Below are 18,405 nucleotides of genomic sequence, written 5' to 3' on the forward strand. Positions count from 1 at the left end.
TCGGCTTTCGGCAGTCGGCCGTCGGCCCTTGTTTTTCGTTATTTTATCTTAATCACCAACAGTTCGACAGCCGATAGCCGACAGCCGAAGTTCTTTTCATCCATTCATCTCCGCGGTGACGATTGGTAGTCTCGGGTCGGCGCCTTTCCAGGTTCCGTAGATCCAATCATGGTCGGGGTCGGACGTGTTGGCTAGCGACTGGTCGCTTCCGGCGAGGAAGTTGAGATAGTACACATTGTAGCCGTGGCCAGCTACTACCGGGTGATAGCCTTTCGGGACGAGCACCGCTTCATTGTTTTTTACGCGGATAATCTCATCGAGCGAGCGGTCATCGGTATAAACCTGCTGGATGGCGTAGCCCTGCGGTTTGTCGATTTTGTAGAAATAGATTTCTTCGAGATTCGCTTCGAGCAAAGTGCCGTCCTCGGCTACCTTGCGCTCATCGTGCTTGTGCGCCGGGAAAGAGCTCCAATTGCCGGAAGGCGTGTACACTTCCACACAAACGATCTTATGGCAGCCGAAACCCGGTTCAAGCAGGCTGTTGATCTGGCGGTTGGCATTATCACCTCCGCGGAATTCAATGGCAGCTTCTTCCGGGCGCTTCATGCGCGGAGGGTGATCTTCGTCGGACAGTACCTTGCAAATTGCGATATCGGTACCGGGTGATTGTGCTGTAAGTACAAACGGCGTGCGGCGCGACAGGTACATCGCGTGGCCGATCCCACTGAACACGTCTTTGCGCCCATTGCCCGTTTCCCAGACTTTCCCGGCGGCTTCCACTTTGAAGTTTCCACCCAGCAGTGCAAAGCAATATTCATATTCACCCGTATCTCCCACGATTTGTTCGCCTGCTTCCAGTATTTTAGCTTCGAAGTTCAGGTACGTCCAGCCAGCCTGTTCGGCGGTGAGGGAATGATACGTCTTGTCGTGTGTTTGGGGCTTGATCAGCAGGTTACTCATTGTGGTAAATCCATTACATTTGCACAATGATAGTGTTGTATAAATTAAACACAAAATGTAAATATGTTAATATCGAATGCAAACGTTTGAAAAAATTTCAAAGAATTAATTGTCCTATTCCAACCCATGAATTCCTCACGTCCTGTTACGATCAAAGATATTGCACGCCGTTTCCGGTGCTCTCCATCCACTGTTTCCCGTGCGCTCAACGACCACCCGGCCATCAATGAAGACACCCGCAAAAACATTCAGGAATATGCCAGAGAAGTAGGTTACCAGCGTAATGAAGTGTCGCTGAGCCTGCTCAACAAGAAGACTGCCTCGCTCGGTGTGGTAGTGCCGACGATCAGCAATTACTACGAAACAGCTGTGATCGAAGGCCTGCACACTGTGTTACAGCCCATGGGTTACACGCTCAACATTTGCGTGACCAACGAAAGCTACCTGCTTGAAAAAGAATCATTGTCCAAGCTGCTCTCCAACCGGACGGAAGGGATATTCCTGTCGGTCTCTCAGGAGACTTACGATGCAGGTTACTACGAGCATCTGGAAAGTGTGATCCAGCGCAAAACCCCGCTTATTTTCATTGATCGCGAATATGAGGATTTCGAGACAAGTCGTGCCACGGTGGATGATTACCACGGTGCATTTGCAGCCGTAGAGCATTTGATTTCAATAGGTTATAAGCAAATTGCACATTTGAAGGGACCGAACGGCCTAACCGTTTCCGAGCAGCGTTTCAAGGGCTATATCAATTGCCTCAAAAAATACAATATGCCTATTCGTGAGGATCTGATCATCAATACCAATTTCAAAGTGGAAAGCGCCATTCTTCCCGCAAAACGCCTGCTGGAACTGGCATCTCCGCCCGACGCGATCTTTGGTGTGAACGACCAGGTGGCGATCGGCGCAATGCGCGTGGCCAAAGACAAAGGGCTCCGCATACCACAGGATATCGGGCTCGTCGGATTTGATAACTCACCTATATCTGCTTACACATTCCCGTCGCTCACGACCGTTCATCGCCCCGGTAGGAAGATAGGCATGGAGGCTTCTCGTCTATTTCTCAATCAGTTGAATGGGTCTGGCGACTTTGCTCCGGAGAGCATTGTATTGCCATCCGAACTGGTGATCAGGGAGTCGTCGCTGCGGATTTGAAGCCTGTTCAGCGGATTACTTGTTTGTAAAATAAATAGTTTGTAGCTGTCAGATACTTTGGAGAAATATGAATAGCTTAGCCTATCTGTAACTCTTCTATCTGATTTATTAACTTGACATTTACATTCCCTTCAATCCGACTATTTCTGTCCGTATTGTGTGTGCTGGCTATGTGCATTGGCGAACTACGGGCAGCTCCTTCCATTGGCATCAAGCCTGTTCCTTCGTGGGTGGTGCCGGTTACGCCGGGTGGGAAGCCCGCGGGTGTCAAGGATTTTTCAAATGGGTTTTACATTGCCTTTTCGGACATTCAGGCCAATCTTGATGAACAAACGGTCTACCGCCGGGTAATCCGGCAGATCGTTTCAGAAAGCGGCGTGCAAAACGGCTCCGAAATGATCATTGGGTTTGATCCATCGTACGAGCGTCTGAATGTACATAGCCTCGCAGTATGGCGCGACGGAGTGGCTATATCCCGGCTGAATCTGTCCGATTTCAAGCTCATTCCCGTGGAAACCGACCGCCAGCGGTTTATTTATAATGGCTATTATACGGCGTCGGTCATTTTGAAAGACATTCGCAAAGGCGACCGCATTGAACTTTCGTATTCGCTTACGGGCTGGAACCCTATGTTCAAGGGTAAATACTCGGATTTTTTCACATTTGCCACCAACGATTACCTCGGGCATGTGCATGCCGCAATGCTGGTGAAGACTGGCCGCCCGGTTTATATTAAAGATTTTAACAAGCCGCCTGCACGCAAGGAGCGGACTATAAACGGTGTGCAGATTCATGAATGGGACGCCCGGAATATCAAACGGATCGCTTATGAGGAGGGGGAGCCGGCATGGTACGATCCAATACCACGGGTGCAGGTCACGGAATTCAAAAGCTGGAAAGAAGTCGTTGATTGGGGACTGGGGATTTACAGTATTCCAACCGTTTCCGGCGCATTGCGGGCTAAGGTTGAAGAGTGGAAGAGAGGCTCTGAAAGCCGCCTGGATTACATTGAAAAAGCGGTTCGGTTTGTGCAGGACGAAGTTCGTTACCTGGGAGTTGAAACCGGGGAGAATTCGCACCGGCCGCACAAACCAGAGGACGTTTTTGACCAGCGATATGGTGATTGCAAGGACAAAACGTTGCTGCTTTGCGCAATTTTAAAGGCAAATGGCATTGAAGCGTCACCTGTGCTTGTGGATACATACAAGCGCTCACGCCTGGAAGATTACCTGCCTTCGCCTGCCGATTTCAACCACGTAGTTACAAAGGTGCTCATGCACGATCCGGAGAACCGCCTGCCCGAGGCACGCGATTATGTGTTCGTGGATGCTACCATGTCATTGCAAGGCGGGGCAATTCCTCAGACTTATTTTCCGGCTTACGGCTATGGATTATTGTTGAAAGATGGTGAGAGCAAATTGCTGCATATTCAGACGCAAAATCCCGGTTCCATAGAAATTACCGAGGATTTTTACCTACCACCTGTTGCTGACACGGCCTCAAAAGGTATGTTGCAAGTTAAAACGGTGTATTTCAATAGTCATGCCGACAATTTCAGGAGTGCTTTGCAGCAATCTGTTTTATCGGAACTGGAAGAATCGTATCAGAATTTTTACAGTGATCTGTATAAGGGGACAAGCTTTGAGCGTATTGATTCACTGGAATTTTACGACCAGCGCCAAGCCAACAACATTTCGGTATTGGAACGGTACCAGATAAGGAATTTATGGCAACTTGATGAAGACAACCTGGACTGGTATTTTAAAGTATTTGGCCGTGCTATTTATAATCATTTGAATATCCTGCCGGGCCGGAAGCGAAAATCGCCGGCTGACCTGAACTATCCGCTAAATATTACTTACAAGGTTCGCGTACACTTTTCCGGCGACCGGAGCGTGCCCAGAGACCAATGGAAGATCGAGCGGATGGCTTATGATATTTCTTTTAAATCGGAATTTCTTCCCGGCGAGAAGGTTTGGGAACTCACCTATTCGTACCAAACCAAGCAGGACCACGTGCCCGCAGACCAGGTGGAACAATATAAAGAAGATATTGCTAAGCTGACCGAACATCTCGAGTACAGGGTAGACGAGATTTCCAGTACGTTTATTGGCTGGAAAGATGCCAACGGATGGATGGTATTAGTCGCGATCCTAACCGTGATCGCGTGCTTCGCCATGGCACGACGTTGGGAAAGCTATTCGCCGGGTTTTTACGGGCATGAACCGGCGCTGCCAGTCCGCGGCTGGCTGATTCTGGTCGGCGTATTCGTGGTTATACTCCCGATTTTCACGCCATTGGGATTGCTGACTGCCGAGGCAGGAACATTCTTTACCGATGCCGAATGGTACCGGATGGACGGTACGACGGATCAGAGAATCTTTTGCTACCATCTGTTTCTTGTTTTTCAATGTGTGAGTATAGTGGGCCTCTGGTGCTTCTCGGTATATCTGTGGCGTTTGTTTTTCAAGAAACGTGATTCATTTCCTATGGTTTACAGCGCATTTTTGTCCATAAACCTTTTTACCGGAATCCTCATCGAGGTTTCAGAGTATCTTTTTGGAACCGACCCTGATACACGTGATTTACTCGCTATTCCTGCACAGATTTTCTGGACGGTGATGCTGACTTCGTACCTGCGCAAATCCAGCCGCGTAGCGAAAACATTTGTTAACACCTACGCGGAGCAAAAAGGCCTGCTGAATGCACACACCTACGAGCGGGAAACCGAGCTTGTACACGTTCCGGAAGAAAAATCAGAGCGCAATGCCGAACCTGCAACCGCTCCCCGCCCTGAGCATGCAGCCGGCGGGCAATCGCCCCAATCGGAACAGCAGGGAGGCGCTGTGACATTTGGAAAAGCAGATGAAATTTGAACGTGTCGACTAGCTTTTTCCTTTAAAACAAAAAACGAGACAGTTTCCTCTGCCTCGTTTTTTTCGTTACTTAAATATCAATACCCATCATTTTGCTTCAAATATCCCGGCGAATTCGATGCGCCGTCGATGGCCGTTTGTGGGATCGGGAAGATGCGTTTCTTTACGTCGGTGTTGGTTTTTTCGGTCCATTTACCTTCGTATTTGCCAAAACGGATCATATCCGGGCGGCGGAGCATTTCCCAGTAAAACTCGAAGCCGCGCTCACGGAACAGGAGATCGAGATTCATGCTGGTTAATGCTGGGGGTGCGAGTGTCTTCGTGCGTGATGCGCGTACGAGGTTCACGTCAGCGAGGGCCCCGGCAGCGTCATTGCTTTTGCGGAGTTTCGCTTCGGCGCGCATGAGATAAATGTCCGCCAGACGTGCGATCACGATGTCTGCCTCGCCACGGTTACGGCCTGTGTTTGACTTGCTGCTGAACTCGTATTTCTCTACCCGGTAGCCCGTGTTGTAATTGCTGCCTGCGGTAGTGAAGTCGATCATCTCCGTGAAACTTACGGGCAAATCGGCGCGGTTGCGCGTTACATAGCTCAGTTTTCCTACTTTCAGCTTGCCGTCAGGGCAGCGAAGGAAGGCACCGTTCACACGCAATGCACCATATTGCTGGCCTCGTAGAATACCACGGTTGATTTTGTAATCAGCGTCGGCGACACAAGTATCCGAAGCATTGGAATAAATGGACATGTTTTGTTGATAAAAACGCGGGTCGCGCGAAGGATCCACTGCCCCGTAAGCCTGTACCCACGACTGATAGAAATCGGAAGTGATCGCAGGGCCGTCGGTACCGTTGGCAGCAGGGAATTCAGCCAGCGGGAATTGATCGCCGGAAATCGAGAAATAGGCCATACGGTTGTGTCCGTTCAGTTCGGCGCGCTGGTCCACCGCGAAAATGATCTCCTCGTTGGTATGGTTGTTGTTTCCGAAAATCGCGAAGTAATCGGCGGAAAGTTTTGCCTGTCCCGAGTTGATCACCTTGTCGGTGTACTGGATCACCTTGTCCATATCCTCGGCCTTGAAATCGAATGTGGCACCATAGATGTTGCGATACACAGCAGCGTTTAGATTCAGCCGCGCCAGCAGGCTCCACACGGCCGCCTGGTTCAACCGGCCTGGGCCCACAACAGATTTTGGTTGCACCGTCGGCTCAACAGCCAGCAATTCGCTTTCTATGTATTTGACGGCCTCGTCGCCACGGATAATCTTCGAAATGGACGTGGGGCCCTGCTCGTCTTTCACAAACGCAATACCGAACAAATCGAGCATTACCATATTGTAGTAGGCGCGCATTCCGCGGGCCTCGGCAGTGTAGAGTGCCGCGTTGGGCGATGTGGAGGTTTTGAGACCTTCAATGGCTGTGATACAGCGTGAAATTGACTGTACCAGTTGGTTCCACGTGTTGTTTACGTTAGGATCGGTGCTGGTGGTATTGTGGCTGTGCAATGCGATGTAGATACCGTTATCCCCCCAGTCGGTTCCGCCGCGGTAGGGGAGGATCGCCTCGTCGGTGGAGATTTCCTGCAATGCAAAATAGGTGGTATGCTGGAAAAGGTTGGGCAGTAATGCGTATGTAGGCGCCAGCAGGCCGTTGACAGTCTGTTCTTCCGAAAGTTTTGCCGTGAGCGTTTCATCGAGCACTTGTTCTTTCAGATCGGTACAACCGTTGCTGAGCGTCAGCAGGCCGGCTACCGCAAATATGGTTGATAGTTTCTTCTTCATGGGTCAATAATTAAAAGCCGAGATTAATCGAGAAAATGACGGTTTTCGCTTTCGGATAGCTCAGGTAGTCGATACCGTAAGAGGTAATACCGGCGATCGAACGGTCGTTGTTAACTTCCGGATCGTAGCCGTTGTATTTGGTCCACAATGCCAAATTCTGCCCGGTTACCGAAATGCGGGCAGTCTGTACCCATCTGTTGATTCCAAGCTTGGCGGTATTGAGATTGTAACCCAGCACGAGGTTGTTCAGCCTCAGGTAAGCGGCGTTTTTGAGATACCTTGTAGAAACACCTGCTGAGTTGTTGATCGATTCTTCAGGAGATGCAAGCGCTTCCGGCGTCACGTTGACGCCTTTCGACAATTTCAGTTTGTAGAAATTGGAGTTGGCTGTATTGTCGTAAACTTTGTTCCCTGCAACGCCATTGAAGTTGGCCGACAGATCGAAGCCTTTGAAGCTGACATTTCCATTGAAGTTGTACATGCGCGTAGGCAATGCAGTACCGGCCACGATTCGGTCGGCGTCGTTGACAATGCCATTGCCGTCCACGTCACGGAACTTGCTGATTCCCTTTTCATCGAAACCGATGAACTCTTTCAGGTAGAACGAGCCGATGGCTTCGCCGTTGATATAACCGTTGATGGTCGCCGACGTCAGACCCGATCCCTGCGCGGAACCCGACGGGATTACGGTGTAAGGCGAGTTCTCCACGCGGTTTTTGATGAAAGTAATATTTCCACCCAATGAGTATTTCAAGCCATTTTCGAGCGCATTGCGATAATTCAGGTCAAGCTCCAGGCCCTGGTTGATAATCTGCATGTTAGGCACATTGGTCCAGAAAGTACTGGCAGGCTGAACAGGGTCGGCAGGGATTACTTCAAGGAGGATTTTCTCAGATACTTTTCTGAAATAATCGATTTCTCCGCTCAATGCACCTTTGAACAAGCCGAAATCAAGGCCTAAGTCTGTCTGTTTGGAAACCTCCCATTGAATGTTGGGGTTAGCCAGACGTGTGTAGGTTGTTCCGCTGGGATAGTTGGTTCCAGGGTCCAATGGATAACTGGCTGTTCCTGAAACCACCGATGTAAACCTCGCCTGGGTAATTTTGGAAGGGATTTCCTGGTTACCCGTAGATCCCCAGCCTGCGCGGAGTTTCAGCTCCGAGAATGGCGACGATTTCATGAAAGGTTCCTCCGAAATTCTCCAACCTGCCGAGAATGAGGGAAAAGATCCGTATTTGTTGTTGGAACCGAACTTCGAAGATCCGTCGATACGCAATGTTGCGGTAAGCAGGTACCTGTCTTTGAAACCATAGCTCGCACGTCCAAAGAACGATTGCAGCTCATTGATGGTGGCAAAACCGCCTGGCTGGTTTAGCGTCAATGAAAGATCCTGTCCCAGACCCGGGTTGTAAATGGGCTCGATATCGGAAATCGGGAACTTGTTGATGCTGAAATTCCGGCTCTGAATGAAAATGCGCTGGTAGGAATGACCGAGCAACGCCGTCAGGCTGTGTACTTTCGTATTCAACGTGTAAGTCAGGTAGTTTTCGATCAGCCTGTTGGTATTGCGCAGGCCGTAGGTTTCCAGACGCCCGATTTCCGCCGGGATCGTGCTTGGCAGCAATTGCTTATCCTGGGTAGCCGTTGAATTATCGATACCGAAGTTGAGTTTGTAAACCAACCCGTCGATAATTTTCACCGACGGTGAAATACTTGCAAGCACACGGTTGGTGGTAAGCTCTTCCTTGTACTGTTGCAGGGTAAACAAAGGATTAGTAAAGTCTTGATATTGAACAATCTGTCCGTTTGCGTCATAGGGCGCATAAGTAGGATTGATCGTCAGGGCGCTACCTATTACACCCTGGTTATTGGGGCGCGTGTTTTTGGTGTTGGTGGCGTTCAGGTTGAAATCGAGCGTCACACGGTCCTCAAACAGTTTTTGGGAAAGGTTCACACGGCCGGTGTAGCGGTTCTGCTGGCTGTTTTTCAGGATACCTTGTTGCTTCTGTGCTCCGAATGAAGCGTAATACGTCATTTTCTCGGTGCCACCTCCAATGGATACGTTGTGGTTGTGCGTAGTGGCCGTCCGGAAAATTTCTTTTTGCCAGTCGGTATTCGCTTTGCCGTCGGTAACGGTTGCGCCCAGTTTGGCGGCTTCCGCGAGGAACTCCGGCCCCGAAAGCACGTCCAGCGGGCGGGCCACATTCGAGATGCCGAGGCTTCCCGAGTAGGTAACGTTCGCCTGACCGGTCTTGCCTTTTTTAGTGGTAATCAGGATTACCCCGTTCGCACCGCGGGCACCGTAAATGGCTGTGGCCGAAGCGTCTTTCAATACATCGATCGACTCGATGTCCTGCGGGTTCAGGAAGTTGAGCGGGTTTGCGTCGCCTCCCGTACCACTGTTGTCGAGTGCCATACCGTCCACGACGAACAATGGCGTACTACCTGTGCGCACACCACCCGGACCGCGAACCGTAATGCTGGTTTTACCGCCCGGTTCACCGGTCGCCGACGTGATGTTCACGCCCGACACCTTTCCTTGCAACAACTGCTCGGGTGAGTTGATGATCCCCTGGTTGAACTCGGCGCTTTTCAAAGACTTCACCGAACCGGTAATATCCTTTTTCGTAGCAATGCCGTAACCCACCACGACCACCTCACTAAGGTTGGAAGCGGATTCTTTGAGCTTTATTTCGATGGAATTGGCGTTGCTTTCAGTCAGAAGGAAGTCTCTGATCGACTGTTTTTCAAAACCAATGTAGCTGAATTCCAGGTTATACCGCTGGCCCGTTTGTAATTTTGCAAAACTGAAAGAGCCTGATTCATTGGTAGTTGCACCTTGCTTGTTATTGCCATTGGCATCGGAGATCACCACGGTAACGCCGGGCAGACCTTCGGAGGAGCCTTCGGTGGTAACTTTTCCGGTGAGCGTAACCTCCTGCGATGTATTCATGTTGGTTTCAACATGCTTCCTGGGCTGGCCTTTGGGAACGGGTATTTCAGCTGCGGCAATGGCATGGAGGCCGCATACGGCCGTTACTTGCATAAGGCAGTTTCTGATTATTCCCGTCCTGACTGATAGAGTCGAAGTCTTTCTCATAGTCGTGGATTATTGGATTTTACAATGAATAGAAAGTTGAGGCAAAAGAGATTTTTAGTCATAGAGGAAATTTGGGGAGTTATAAACCACAAGATTACAAATTGTATTTTTAAGATAATTAATAGCAATAACTCTATAATCAATGCAAACGTTTGAAATTCTGTGCAAACGTTTGAAAAAATATGAAGATTAAATTGGATGAAATTAATATTGCTTTTTGCGGTGTAGGAATAGTGATTTTAAATCATCCCAAAGTCTAATCGGGACGGGAAAAGTTGCATTAAAGCAGCATTTCGAGCCAAAAATGGGGTTAGCAGCAAGAATAAATGAAAGAATGGGTTTTAAGGAATTGTTAAATCGCCGCGAACGGATAGGACGCGGGTCGGAAAGTGGAGTAGCCGGAGGAACGGAGAAAGGAGAGACGGGACGAAGGGGAAAAGCTAGTTAGTACCACGAAAAGAAGGGTGCCAACAGATCATTGTGAGGCTGCTAGGCGGCGGTTTCCAACGGAAGGAGTTTGACTGTCAAGCCATATGTCCTCAGAAGTTCGTCCAGCTCTTGTTGTTGTTCTGCGAGTAAACGCTCGTACTGCTTAATAATCGACGGAGTATCGCCTAATTCGCGATGTAGTTGCAGAGTTTTGTTAGTAAATGCTACCAGTTCAATAAGCCTGGCAACCTTCGCTGTCCAATCGTGCAAATCCTCTAATACCTTCATATCCATGATCTAAAAATTTAGTTGTATGAAACCCTTTGGTTGCTGGGCGCGCGAAGTCGTGAATTGATTATACCATTGCAGCGTGTCCATATGGTAGAACTCGTACTTTCTATGAGCGTCTGGATATTGCTTTACAAAGTATTCGTCAATTCTTGCTTTGTGACCTAGGTAGCCATTGCGGAAAATATCGATTTCTGGTTCATTGCTATAATAAATGCCGGCATCGACAAATGTCACCAAATCAATGTCGCGTGGGCTAAGTTTTCTTGTAACAAAACTTCCATCTATCCACTGATGAAATCCCGTGCCAATGATGGGGATGAGCCTCTCCAAATATTCTGAAAAATTCTGGAAAATCACCTGCCTCGTACTCGATCGCGGGAATGCGTCCACAAACTCGGCTTTAAATGTTGCCCAGTCGGTGTAAATAATCTCGTAGGGCTTCAAGTTGCCGTTAATGTCAAATTCCAAGCGTGTGTGTAGTTTAATTTCAGTATAAATATACCGAAAATTAAACACTTAAACATCCTGCCGCAATACCTCTAACGGCGGTCGGGACAGGATGCCGCGGCTGTTGAGCAAGCCGATGACTACGGTTAGCAAAGAGACGAAAAGGAATATCAGCACCACCGGACCGGGCTCCGGGTTGAATTCGGATTCGAAGTTGAATTTGGCAAGGCAGAAGCTTCCGATGACCGCGATAAGAATACCCGTAAATGCAGCGAGCGCGCCCAGGAAGAAGTATTCAAGTGAAGTAATGACGAAAATTTGCTTCCTGCTGGCGCCCAGCGTGCGCAGAAGCACACTTTCCTGAATGCGCTGGTATTTGCTGATCATGACGGACGCGATGAGCACGATCAGTCCGGTAAGAATGCTGAAACCGGCCATAAACCGGATTACAAAGCCGATTTTGTTGAAAATATCGTCCAGCACACGCAGCACCAGGGCAAGGTCGATGACCGAAATGTTGGGGTATTGCCTTACCAACGCCTGCTGGAACCGTGCCGAGACGGTCGGATTGGGCACGTGCGTGAGCATGGCGTGGAACTGAGGGGCTTCTTCGAGTACGCCGGTCGGGAATACAACGAGGAAATTGGTACGCACCTCACTCCAGTTCACTTCCCGGAAGCTGGAAATAATGGTGGACATAATAGTGCCTTGCACATTGAAAACCAGCGTGTCGCCTATTTCCAGGCGGCTCCTTTCCGCGAACCCGCCTTCAACGGAAATAGGGATAAGCCCGGAGGATTGGTCGTATTTACCCTGCCACTTCCCTTTCGTGATTTTTTCGGAAGAAGTGGTCGAATCGCGGAACGTAACACGGTACTCCCGGCCGAAAATGCGGCGTGACTGTTCGGTGGTGTCACCTTCGAAGTCGGAGGCGGTTTTGCCATTGACTTCCTCCAAGCGCATATTTACAATGGGAACGCTCTGATTGATCGGTACATTTTGCGCCTTGGCAATGGCCAGAACGCCGTCTCTCTGATGACTCTGAATGTCGAAAAGCACCATGTTAGGCTGGTTGCCGCTGCTCGAAAGCTTCACACGGGTAAGCAGAATGGTTTGGATAAAAAAGAGCGTACAAATCAGGGAAGTACCGAGGCCTACGGACACGATCAGAATAGTGGTTTGGTTGTTAGGCCGGTATAAGTTGGCAAGTCCCTGGCGCCAGAGATAGCTCCATGAAGTAGGAAAGAACCTGCGCACAAGCCACATCAGCAAGCTGGCGATACCGAACAGGATGAGGAATGAGGTTAGAATGCTCGCGGTAAATACCAGTGCCTGCACCCAGGTTTGCATTTGCAGGAACGAAAACCCGAAAATGAACAGGACGATCAGCGCGTACAATGCCCAGCTCACGGCGTCGCGTTCGGGGTGGGCGGCATCGGAAGCCGAGCGCAGTACATTCAGCGGGGATACTTTGCGGATCGATACCAGCGGCGGCAATGCGAAAAGTATAGAAATGAGTACACCGATCGCCAACCCTTGCCCGATAGCAGGCCATGAAATGTCTGTGGTTAGGTCAAACGGAAGCAGATCTTTCAAAACCACTGGTAAGAACTGCTGGATCACCGTCCCGAGAATGGTTCCAAGCACGGTGCCGATGACTCCGATACCCGCGATCTGAATAAGGTAGATCAGGAAAGCCTGCGACGCTTTTACACCCAGGCAGCGGAGTATTGCTATGGAATTCAGTTTCTCACGCACATATATGTGTATGGCGCTCGCGACGCCTATGCACCCGAGCAGGAGCGCGACGAAGCCTACCAGCGAGAGGAAGCGGGTCAGGTCCCGGAAGGAGCGGCCGGTGTCTTCCTTCTGACTTTGAACCGTGTTATAGTCAAGGTCGAAGCGCTCAAATTTAGGTTCCAGCGCCTTGACCATCTTTTCGACATCCGTTTTGGCGGGATATTTGAAATAATACCTGTAACCGACGCGGCTGCCTTTCTGCATGAGGCCCGTCTGGTCCAGAAAGCGCATGGGAATGTAAACTACCGGTGCCACCGAGGCTGTAATGCCGGTCGTGCCAGGTGCTTTTTCGAGGATGCCTGCAATGGCAAAAGTGACTTCCCCGATCCGGATCGAATCTCCGACCTGTGCGCGGTATTGCAACATCAGCGTTTGATCCACCAATGCCTCCTGACGGTTCCTAAACGTCTTTTCGGCTGAAACCGGAATGGTTTCCAGTTTACCATAATAGGGGAAATCGCCGGAGAGCGCCTTCACCTGCGTCAACCGGCTGCCGCCGCCTTTATTGAAATACACCATCGAGGCGAATGCGCGTTCTTCGGAGCGCACTTTGCCTAGCGAGTCGACAAACGCCATCGCTTTTCCCTCGATTTTCTTGCCACTATAAATTGAAAGGTCCGCACCGATGAGCGTAGCGGCCTGGTTGTCGATATTGTCGCGAAGGTTGTCGCCGAGCGAGTAAATGGCCACGAGCGCAGCAATGCCGAGGATAATCGACGATATGAACAGGGCGAGCCGTGCTCGGTTCCTGCGGCTGTCGCGCCAGGCCATTTGCAATAACCAGGAAAGGTTGAAAGTATTGGGGTTCATCGGAAATTCACGGTTAGCTGGCCTCCACAATTTTGCCGCCTTTAATGCGGATAATGCGCTGGGTTTTAGCAGCGAGTTCAAGGTCATGGGTAACGACTACCAGCGTGGTGCCCGCCTCCCGGTTGAGGTCGAAAAGCAGTTTTACCACTTTTTCGCTTGTTTCGGCGTCGAGGTTACCGGTCGGTTCGTCGGCAAACAGGATCTGTGGCCGGTTGGAGAATGCCCGCGCCAGCGATACACGCTGCTGTTCACCGCCGCTGAGCTGGGTAGGGTAATGGTGGCTGCGTTCGGCCAGGCCCACTTTATCGAGCAGGTCGAGCGCACGGGACTTTACATTCTTTTCACCACGCAACTCCATCGGTACCATCACATTTTCCAATGCGGTGAGTGTAGGCAGGAGCTGGAAGTTTTGGAAAATAAATCCTACATATTGGTTGCGAACGGCCGCCAGCTGGTCTTCGTTGAGGCCGTTCAGCCGGGTCCCGTGCAGTTCTACTGTGCCGGCCGTCGAGCGGTCGAGTCCGGCGCAGAGGCCTAGAAGCGTCGTTTTACCGCTGCCGGAAGGGCCTACGATCGAGACGGTGGAACCTGTTTCGATGGAAAAACTGATATTGTCGAGGACTTTGAGGGTGCGGTCGCCGCTTCTATATATTTTACTGACGTCGTGCAGATCGAGTATGGTATTCATCAATCGTTTTTATTTTATGTTTGCGTCGTGTCCGGGACGCGTAGTCCGGGACGCGTAGTCCGGGACGCGCAGTCCGGGGCGCGTAGCCCGGGGCGCGTAGCCCAGGGGTGAAAGGCCTAATTTGCCTCTTTTCGACTATTGTTTCTCATAAATATAGTTTAAACGGTTTTTATTTGAGAATGAATGGCCGGGCATGCCTTTTGAAACTATAAAATCCATTCCTTTTGAATCCAGATTATGGCTGATATGCGTTCTTTCAAGACATTCTTAGCATTAACCCTTCTGACCGCTTCGCTGTGTTCATGTGGCGGAGAGAAAAAAGAAGAGTCCGGGCATAAAGCCGACTCTCCCCATGCAGCTACCAAAACGCCCGCTGCGAAGAAAAAGATCATCGTGTTTTTCGGCAATAGCCTCACGGCCGGTTACGGCCTCGACGATCCGGCCAAGGGTTTTGCGGGCCTTATCCAAAAACGGATCGATTCGCTGGGCCTTAATTACAAAGTCGTGAATGCAGGCGTGAGCGGCGAGACTACTTCCGGGGGCAATAGCCGTATCGACTGGCTGCTCAAACAACCGCTCGATGTTTTTGTACTCGAACTCGGCGGTAACGACGGCTTGCGCGGTATTCCTGTTTCGGAAACCCGGAAGAACCTGCAGGAAATCCTGGATAAGGTAAAGGCTAAATACCCAGACGCCAAACGTGTGCTGGCCGGTATGCAAATCCCGCCGAATATGGGACAGAAATACGCGACCGAATTCAAGGATGTGTACGCTGATCTGGCGAAAAAGAATGAAGTAACCCTTATTCCCTTCTTGCTCGAAGGCGTAGGAGGCGAGTCGAAACTGAACCAGGCCGATGGCATTCACCCGACGGCCGAAGGACACAAGATTCTCGCCGAGAATGTGTGGGTAAGGATCAAAGATTTGTTATAAATGTAAGAACCCGCGCAATGGCGGGTTCTTACATTTCAGGCATTGTAGGTTTCGTTGCCATGAAGCTGTCGGGCATTGTAGCGGTTCCAGGCTTCGATGATCTCTATCCTGTCTTCGACGGTGCGCGGGGTGAAAGAGATGACGACCCCGCCCTCGCGGATGCTGGATTCAAATGCTTCGGCATGTTCCCTGGGTATTCCGCGGTTGTGTAATGCGCCCACAATGCCTCCTGTGAGTCCGCCTGCTCCTGCACCCGTAAGCGCCGCGAGCAGCGGACCAGCTACCGCAATGCCGAGGCCCGGAATTACCACCGTGGTACCTATGGCGATAATCGCGCCGGCGATGGCCCCGGCTGTGCCTCCGATAGCTGAGCCAATGCCTGCATTCTCCATCGTCGAATGCGCTGGTTTTTCCTCTGCAATTTTTTCGTGGTGTATCCGGTGTGTCTCGTCCGAAATGATCACGTTGATTTCCTCCGGCTTATAACCCCGGTAGATCAGCTCATCATAAGCTTTTTGGGCATCGTTGCGGTTGGAGAATACCGCATTCACGAGCGAGGGATAGTCGTATTCGATTGTCGTTTCCATGATATCGTGCATTGGTTTAATCCTCGCGCGATTGGAAAACAATTATGCCAGAAATCAGACAAAGCTAGTCTGCTTTCACAACCTTAAACTGCGTCGAAAGCCCATTCTTGTCCGTAAGTTTTAACAGGTAAACGCCCGAACGCCACTGTGAAGTGGTGATGCTTGCCGGTAACAGGCCGTGTGCCTGGAATACCACTTTTCCGCGGGCGTCTGAGAGTTCTACTGCGCCGGGGAGGCTGGCCTGGCGCGGCGACAGGAACAGGAATTCCGAAAACGGGTTAGGGTAGGCGGGCGCCGGGGCCTCGCGCACGTACACGCTCCGTATGCGGCTATACGAGTATGTGGCGTCGCGGTCGGTCATGCGCAGGCGATAAAGATTTTCACCAGCTAAAGGGAAATCATCCGAGAAAGAATAAGCCTCTTTTTGTACGCTTTCTCCCTTGGCTTGCAAAACACCCGCTTTTTGCCATGCCCGGCCGTCGCTGCTGCGCTCAATATCGAAATGGGAAGCATTGCTTTCGGTCGCGGTGGCCCAGCTCAGGCGCACGGAAGACCCTTCGCCGATCGCATCGAATTCAGTAAGGACCACGGGTAAGGGGCCGTTACACGCCGAGTAGAGCGTTGTTTCGTTGAAACACATGCCCGCATTGCCGGACACATTTAAGTAAGTGCCGGCCGGATGGGTGCGCTGATAGTTGCAAATAGGCGTAGCGTTGCATACGGACAGCATCGGGTTGTTGCGGATCGTAAGGTCCCCGCCGATCGTGAGACTGTTAGCCAGTCCGGTAAGCGAGGTAAGAGATTCATTGCCGACGATATTCACCGCGCCGTTGACAGTCGTGAGGGCGCTCAGAGCTCCCACATTATTTAATGCTCCGTTAAACGATATCTCCAGCATACCTGCAGTTTGGAGGCCGCCGAGGCCATTCAGCGAGGTGAGCGAATGGTTTTCTGCAATGATGATGGCGCCCCCGACGCCGGTGATGTTTTGGAGCGGAGCGAGGCTGGTAATGACATCGCTCGCCAAGCTGGTGATGTAAATATTGCCGGTAACCGTTTTCCATTGAGACTCCCAGGAATTCAGCGCGCTCTGGCTGGTGAATTCGACATTCCCGACGTACGTCTGGGCCATCAGGCAACCGGAAGAAGCGGCCAGCATAATCAGTAACACCAGTGAGCGGTGTTTGCGTAAAATTGACTGCATAGAATAAGGGGTTATCGTGCAAAGGCTACCTCAAGATAAGGTTTTGTAGCCGGATTGCTGCAAACAAAAAGCCCGGAACGGTTGAAAACTAACCTCCCGGGCTCATGGTGCTGAGTGGATGTTGGGCTAAACCACCCTGTCGCCGCGTATCAAACGTAGAATAATCGCTATTACGGCGATCACCAGTAGAATATGAATGATATTTCCTAATCCAAAACTTGCAAAGCCAAAATAGCCGATCAGCCACAGGATCACCAGGATCACGGCTATGGTATACAGGAGATTTCCCATTGTTATAAAATTTTGAGTTAGAGTTATTTTAGAGATATCTGGATTATATCAATTTAAATGCCAGCTACTTTCTCATGTGCTAAAACGGGATATTTCCCCGGTTTCTACAATATTTGCGGGGTTTAAGGCCTTTGCACCATGGAGTTGTAGAAAATTTTCTCAAAAACTTACGGTGGCTGCCTCCCCGTTAACGTCATTCTCTCAATTCACTTTTAATTCTTTAAAATGAAAAAAGCATTTCTGTTACTCTTTGCATTTGCTCTGTTTACAGTAGGTCCGGTAAGCGCGGCGCAGGTCGACACCGTGGAGGTGAATAGCGCGGTGATGAAAAAGAACCTTAAAGTGGTTGTGGTGCGGCCGGCCGGGTATAATGCAGGCAAGGAGTTTCCTGTGGTGTATCTGCTGCACGGTTACAGCGGCAACCATTCCAACTGGATTACCAAAGCGCCCGGCATCCAGCAAGCCGCCGACCATTACAATATGATTATCGTGTGCCCCGACGGCGGCTTCAGCAGCTGGTATTGGGATAGCCCTGTGGATCCGCAGTCACAGTTCGAGACCTATGTTTCGAAAGAACTGGTTTCGTATATAGATAAAAACTATAAAACCATCAAAGATCGCAAAGGGCGTGGCATTACCGGACTGAGTATGGGCGGCCACGGAGCCTTGTATCTCGCATTGAAGCATCAGGATGTATATGGTACCGCCGGAAGCATGAGCGGCGGCGTGGATATCCGTCCTTTTCCCAATAACTGGGATATGGCCAAGCGCCTGGGCAGCTATGCCGAGCAGCCCGAAAGATGGGAGAAGAATACGGTGATCAACATGCTTCATTTGCTGACTCCCAACTCACTTTCGCTCATGATCGATTGCGGTACAGAGGACTTTTTCTATGGCGTGAATGAAAATCTGCACAAGCAGCTCGAATACCGCAAAATCCCGCACGATTACATTTCCCGTCCGGGTGCGCACAACTGGCCTTACTGGGAGAATGCAGTGCAGCACCAGCTCCTTTTTATGAGTAACTATTTCAATAAAAAATAATATAACCTG

At 50.4% G+C, this 18,405-nt stretch carries 14 protein-coding genes; 4 read left to right on the top strand and 10 right to left on the bottom strand.

Annotation, left to right across the window (positions count from 1 at the left end):
* Positions 1 to 96: 96 nt before the first annotated feature.
* On the bottom strand, positions 97 to 960 hold the full coding sequence (gene iolB / locus ACQ4MZ_RS12850) for a 5-deoxy-glucuronate isomerase (protein WP_430845480.1): 864 nt from the start codon (positions 958 to 960) through the stop codon (positions 97 to 99).
* Between the two features lie 126 nt (positions 961 to 1,086).
* Between iolB and ACQ4MZ_RS12855 the strand changes: the two genes are divergently transcribed.
* Both ACQ4MZ_RS12855 and ACQ4MZ_RS12860 read left to right on the top strand, forming a co-directional pair.
* The gene (locus ACQ4MZ_RS12855; RefSeq protein ID WP_430845481.1) at positions 1,087 to 2,118 is read left to right on the top strand and encodes a LacI family DNA-binding transcriptional regulator; all 1,032 of its coding nucleotides are present in this window, start codon (positions 1,087 to 1,089) and stop codon (positions 2,116 to 2,118) included.
* Positions 2,119 to 2,231: 113 nt separating this feature from the next.
* Positions 2,232 to 4,994: a DUF3857 domain-containing protein gene (locus ACQ4MZ_RS12860; RefSeq protein ID WP_430845482.1), complete on the top strand. Its 2,763-nt coding sequence runs from the start codon at positions 2,232 to 2,234 to the stop codon at positions 4,992 to 4,994.
* A 77-nt stretch (positions 4,995 to 5,071) separates the two neighbouring features.
* On the opposite strand, the gene ACQ4MZ_RS12865 is transcribed toward ACQ4MZ_RS12860, so the two are convergent.
* From ACQ4MZ_RS12865 to ACQ4MZ_RS12890, 6 genes are all read right to left on the bottom strand, one after another.
* Positions 5,072 to 6,772, bottom strand: coding sequence for a RagB/SusD family nutrient uptake outer membrane protein (locus tag ACQ4MZ_RS12865; RefSeq protein ID WP_430845483.1), 1,701 nt, complete (start codon positions 6,770 to 6,772; stop codon positions 5,072 to 5,074).
* A 10-nt stretch (positions 6,773 to 6,782) separates the two neighbouring features.
* Positions 6,783 to 9,818, bottom strand: a complete 3,036-nt coding sequence (locus tag ACQ4MZ_RS12870) for a SusC/RagA family TonB-linked outer membrane protein (protein ID WP_430845484.1) — start codon at positions 9,816 to 9,818, stop codon at positions 6,783 to 6,785.
* Between the two features lie 543 nt (positions 9,819 to 10,361).
* Entirely contained in the window at positions 10,362 to 10,595 is a 234-nt protein-coding gene (locus ACQ4MZ_RS12875; RefSeq protein WP_430845485.1) for a hypothetical protein, read from the bottom strand.
* Positions 10,596 to 10,598: 3 nt separating this feature from the next.
* Positions 10,599 to 11,060 carry a DUF6932 family protein gene (locus ACQ4MZ_RS12880; RefSeq protein ID WP_430845486.1) on the bottom strand — a complete coding sequence of 154 codons (462 nt, stop codon included), beginning with the start codon at positions 11,058 to 11,060 and terminating at the stop codon, positions 10,599 to 10,601.
* A gap of 48 nt (positions 11,061 to 11,108) precedes the next feature.
* Positions 11,109 to 13,649, bottom strand: a complete 2,541-nt coding sequence (locus tag ACQ4MZ_RS12885) for an ABC transporter permease (protein WP_430845487.1) — start codon at positions 13,647 to 13,649, stop codon at positions 11,109 to 11,111.
* 13 nt (positions 13,650 to 13,662) lie between these two features.
* Positions 13,663 to 14,337, bottom strand: a complete 675-nt coding sequence (locus tag ACQ4MZ_RS12890) for an ABC transporter ATP-binding protein (protein WP_430845488.1) — start codon at positions 14,335 to 14,337, stop codon at positions 13,663 to 13,665.
* A 237-nt stretch (positions 14,338 to 14,574) separates the two neighbouring features.
* On the opposite strand from ACQ4MZ_RS12890, the gene ACQ4MZ_RS12895 reads away from it, so the two are divergent.
* The gene (locus ACQ4MZ_RS12895; RefSeq protein ID WP_430845489.1) at positions 14,575 to 15,270 is read left to right on the top strand and encodes an arylesterase; all 696 of its coding nucleotides are present in this window, start codon (positions 14,575 to 14,577) and stop codon (positions 15,268 to 15,270) included.
* Between the two features lie 35 nt (positions 15,271 to 15,305).
* Here the strand turns inward: ACQ4MZ_RS12895 and ACQ4MZ_RS12900 are convergent, their stop codons facing one another.
* From ACQ4MZ_RS12900 to ACQ4MZ_RS12910, 3 genes are all read right to left on the bottom strand, one after another.
* Positions 15,306 to 15,857, bottom strand: a complete 552-nt coding sequence (locus tag ACQ4MZ_RS12900; RefSeq protein ID WP_430845490.1) for a hypothetical protein — start codon at positions 15,855 to 15,857, stop codon at positions 15,306 to 15,308.
* A gap of 64 nt (positions 15,858 to 15,921) precedes the next feature.
* On the bottom strand, positions 15,922 to 17,061 hold the full coding sequence (locus ACQ4MZ_RS12905; protein ID WP_430845491.1) for a T9SS type A sorting domain-containing protein: 1,140 nt from the start codon (positions 17,059 to 17,061) through the stop codon (positions 15,922 to 15,924).
* Between the two features lie 126 nt (positions 17,062 to 17,187).
* Positions 17,188 to 17,352, bottom strand: coding sequence for a lmo0937 family membrane protein (locus tag ACQ4MZ_RS12910; RefSeq protein WP_295927853.1), 165 nt, complete (start codon positions 17,350 to 17,352; stop codon positions 17,188 to 17,190).
* A gap of 225 nt (positions 17,353 to 17,577) precedes the next feature.
* Here ACQ4MZ_RS12910 and ACQ4MZ_RS12915 point away from each other — a divergent pair, with 225 nt between their 5' ends.
* Positions 17,578 to 18,396, top strand: a complete 819-nt coding sequence (locus ACQ4MZ_RS12915) for an alpha/beta hydrolase (RefSeq protein ID WP_430845492.1) — start codon at positions 17,578 to 17,580, stop codon at positions 18,394 to 18,396.
* Positions 18,397 to 18,405: the final 9 nt, after the last annotated feature.

The sequence above is a fragment of the Dyadobacter sp. BHUBP1 genome (genome assembly GCF_050587785.1).
In the GTDB taxonomy this organism is placed as follows: Bacteria; Bacteroidota; Bacteroidia; order Cytophagales; family Spirosomataceae; genus Dyadobacter.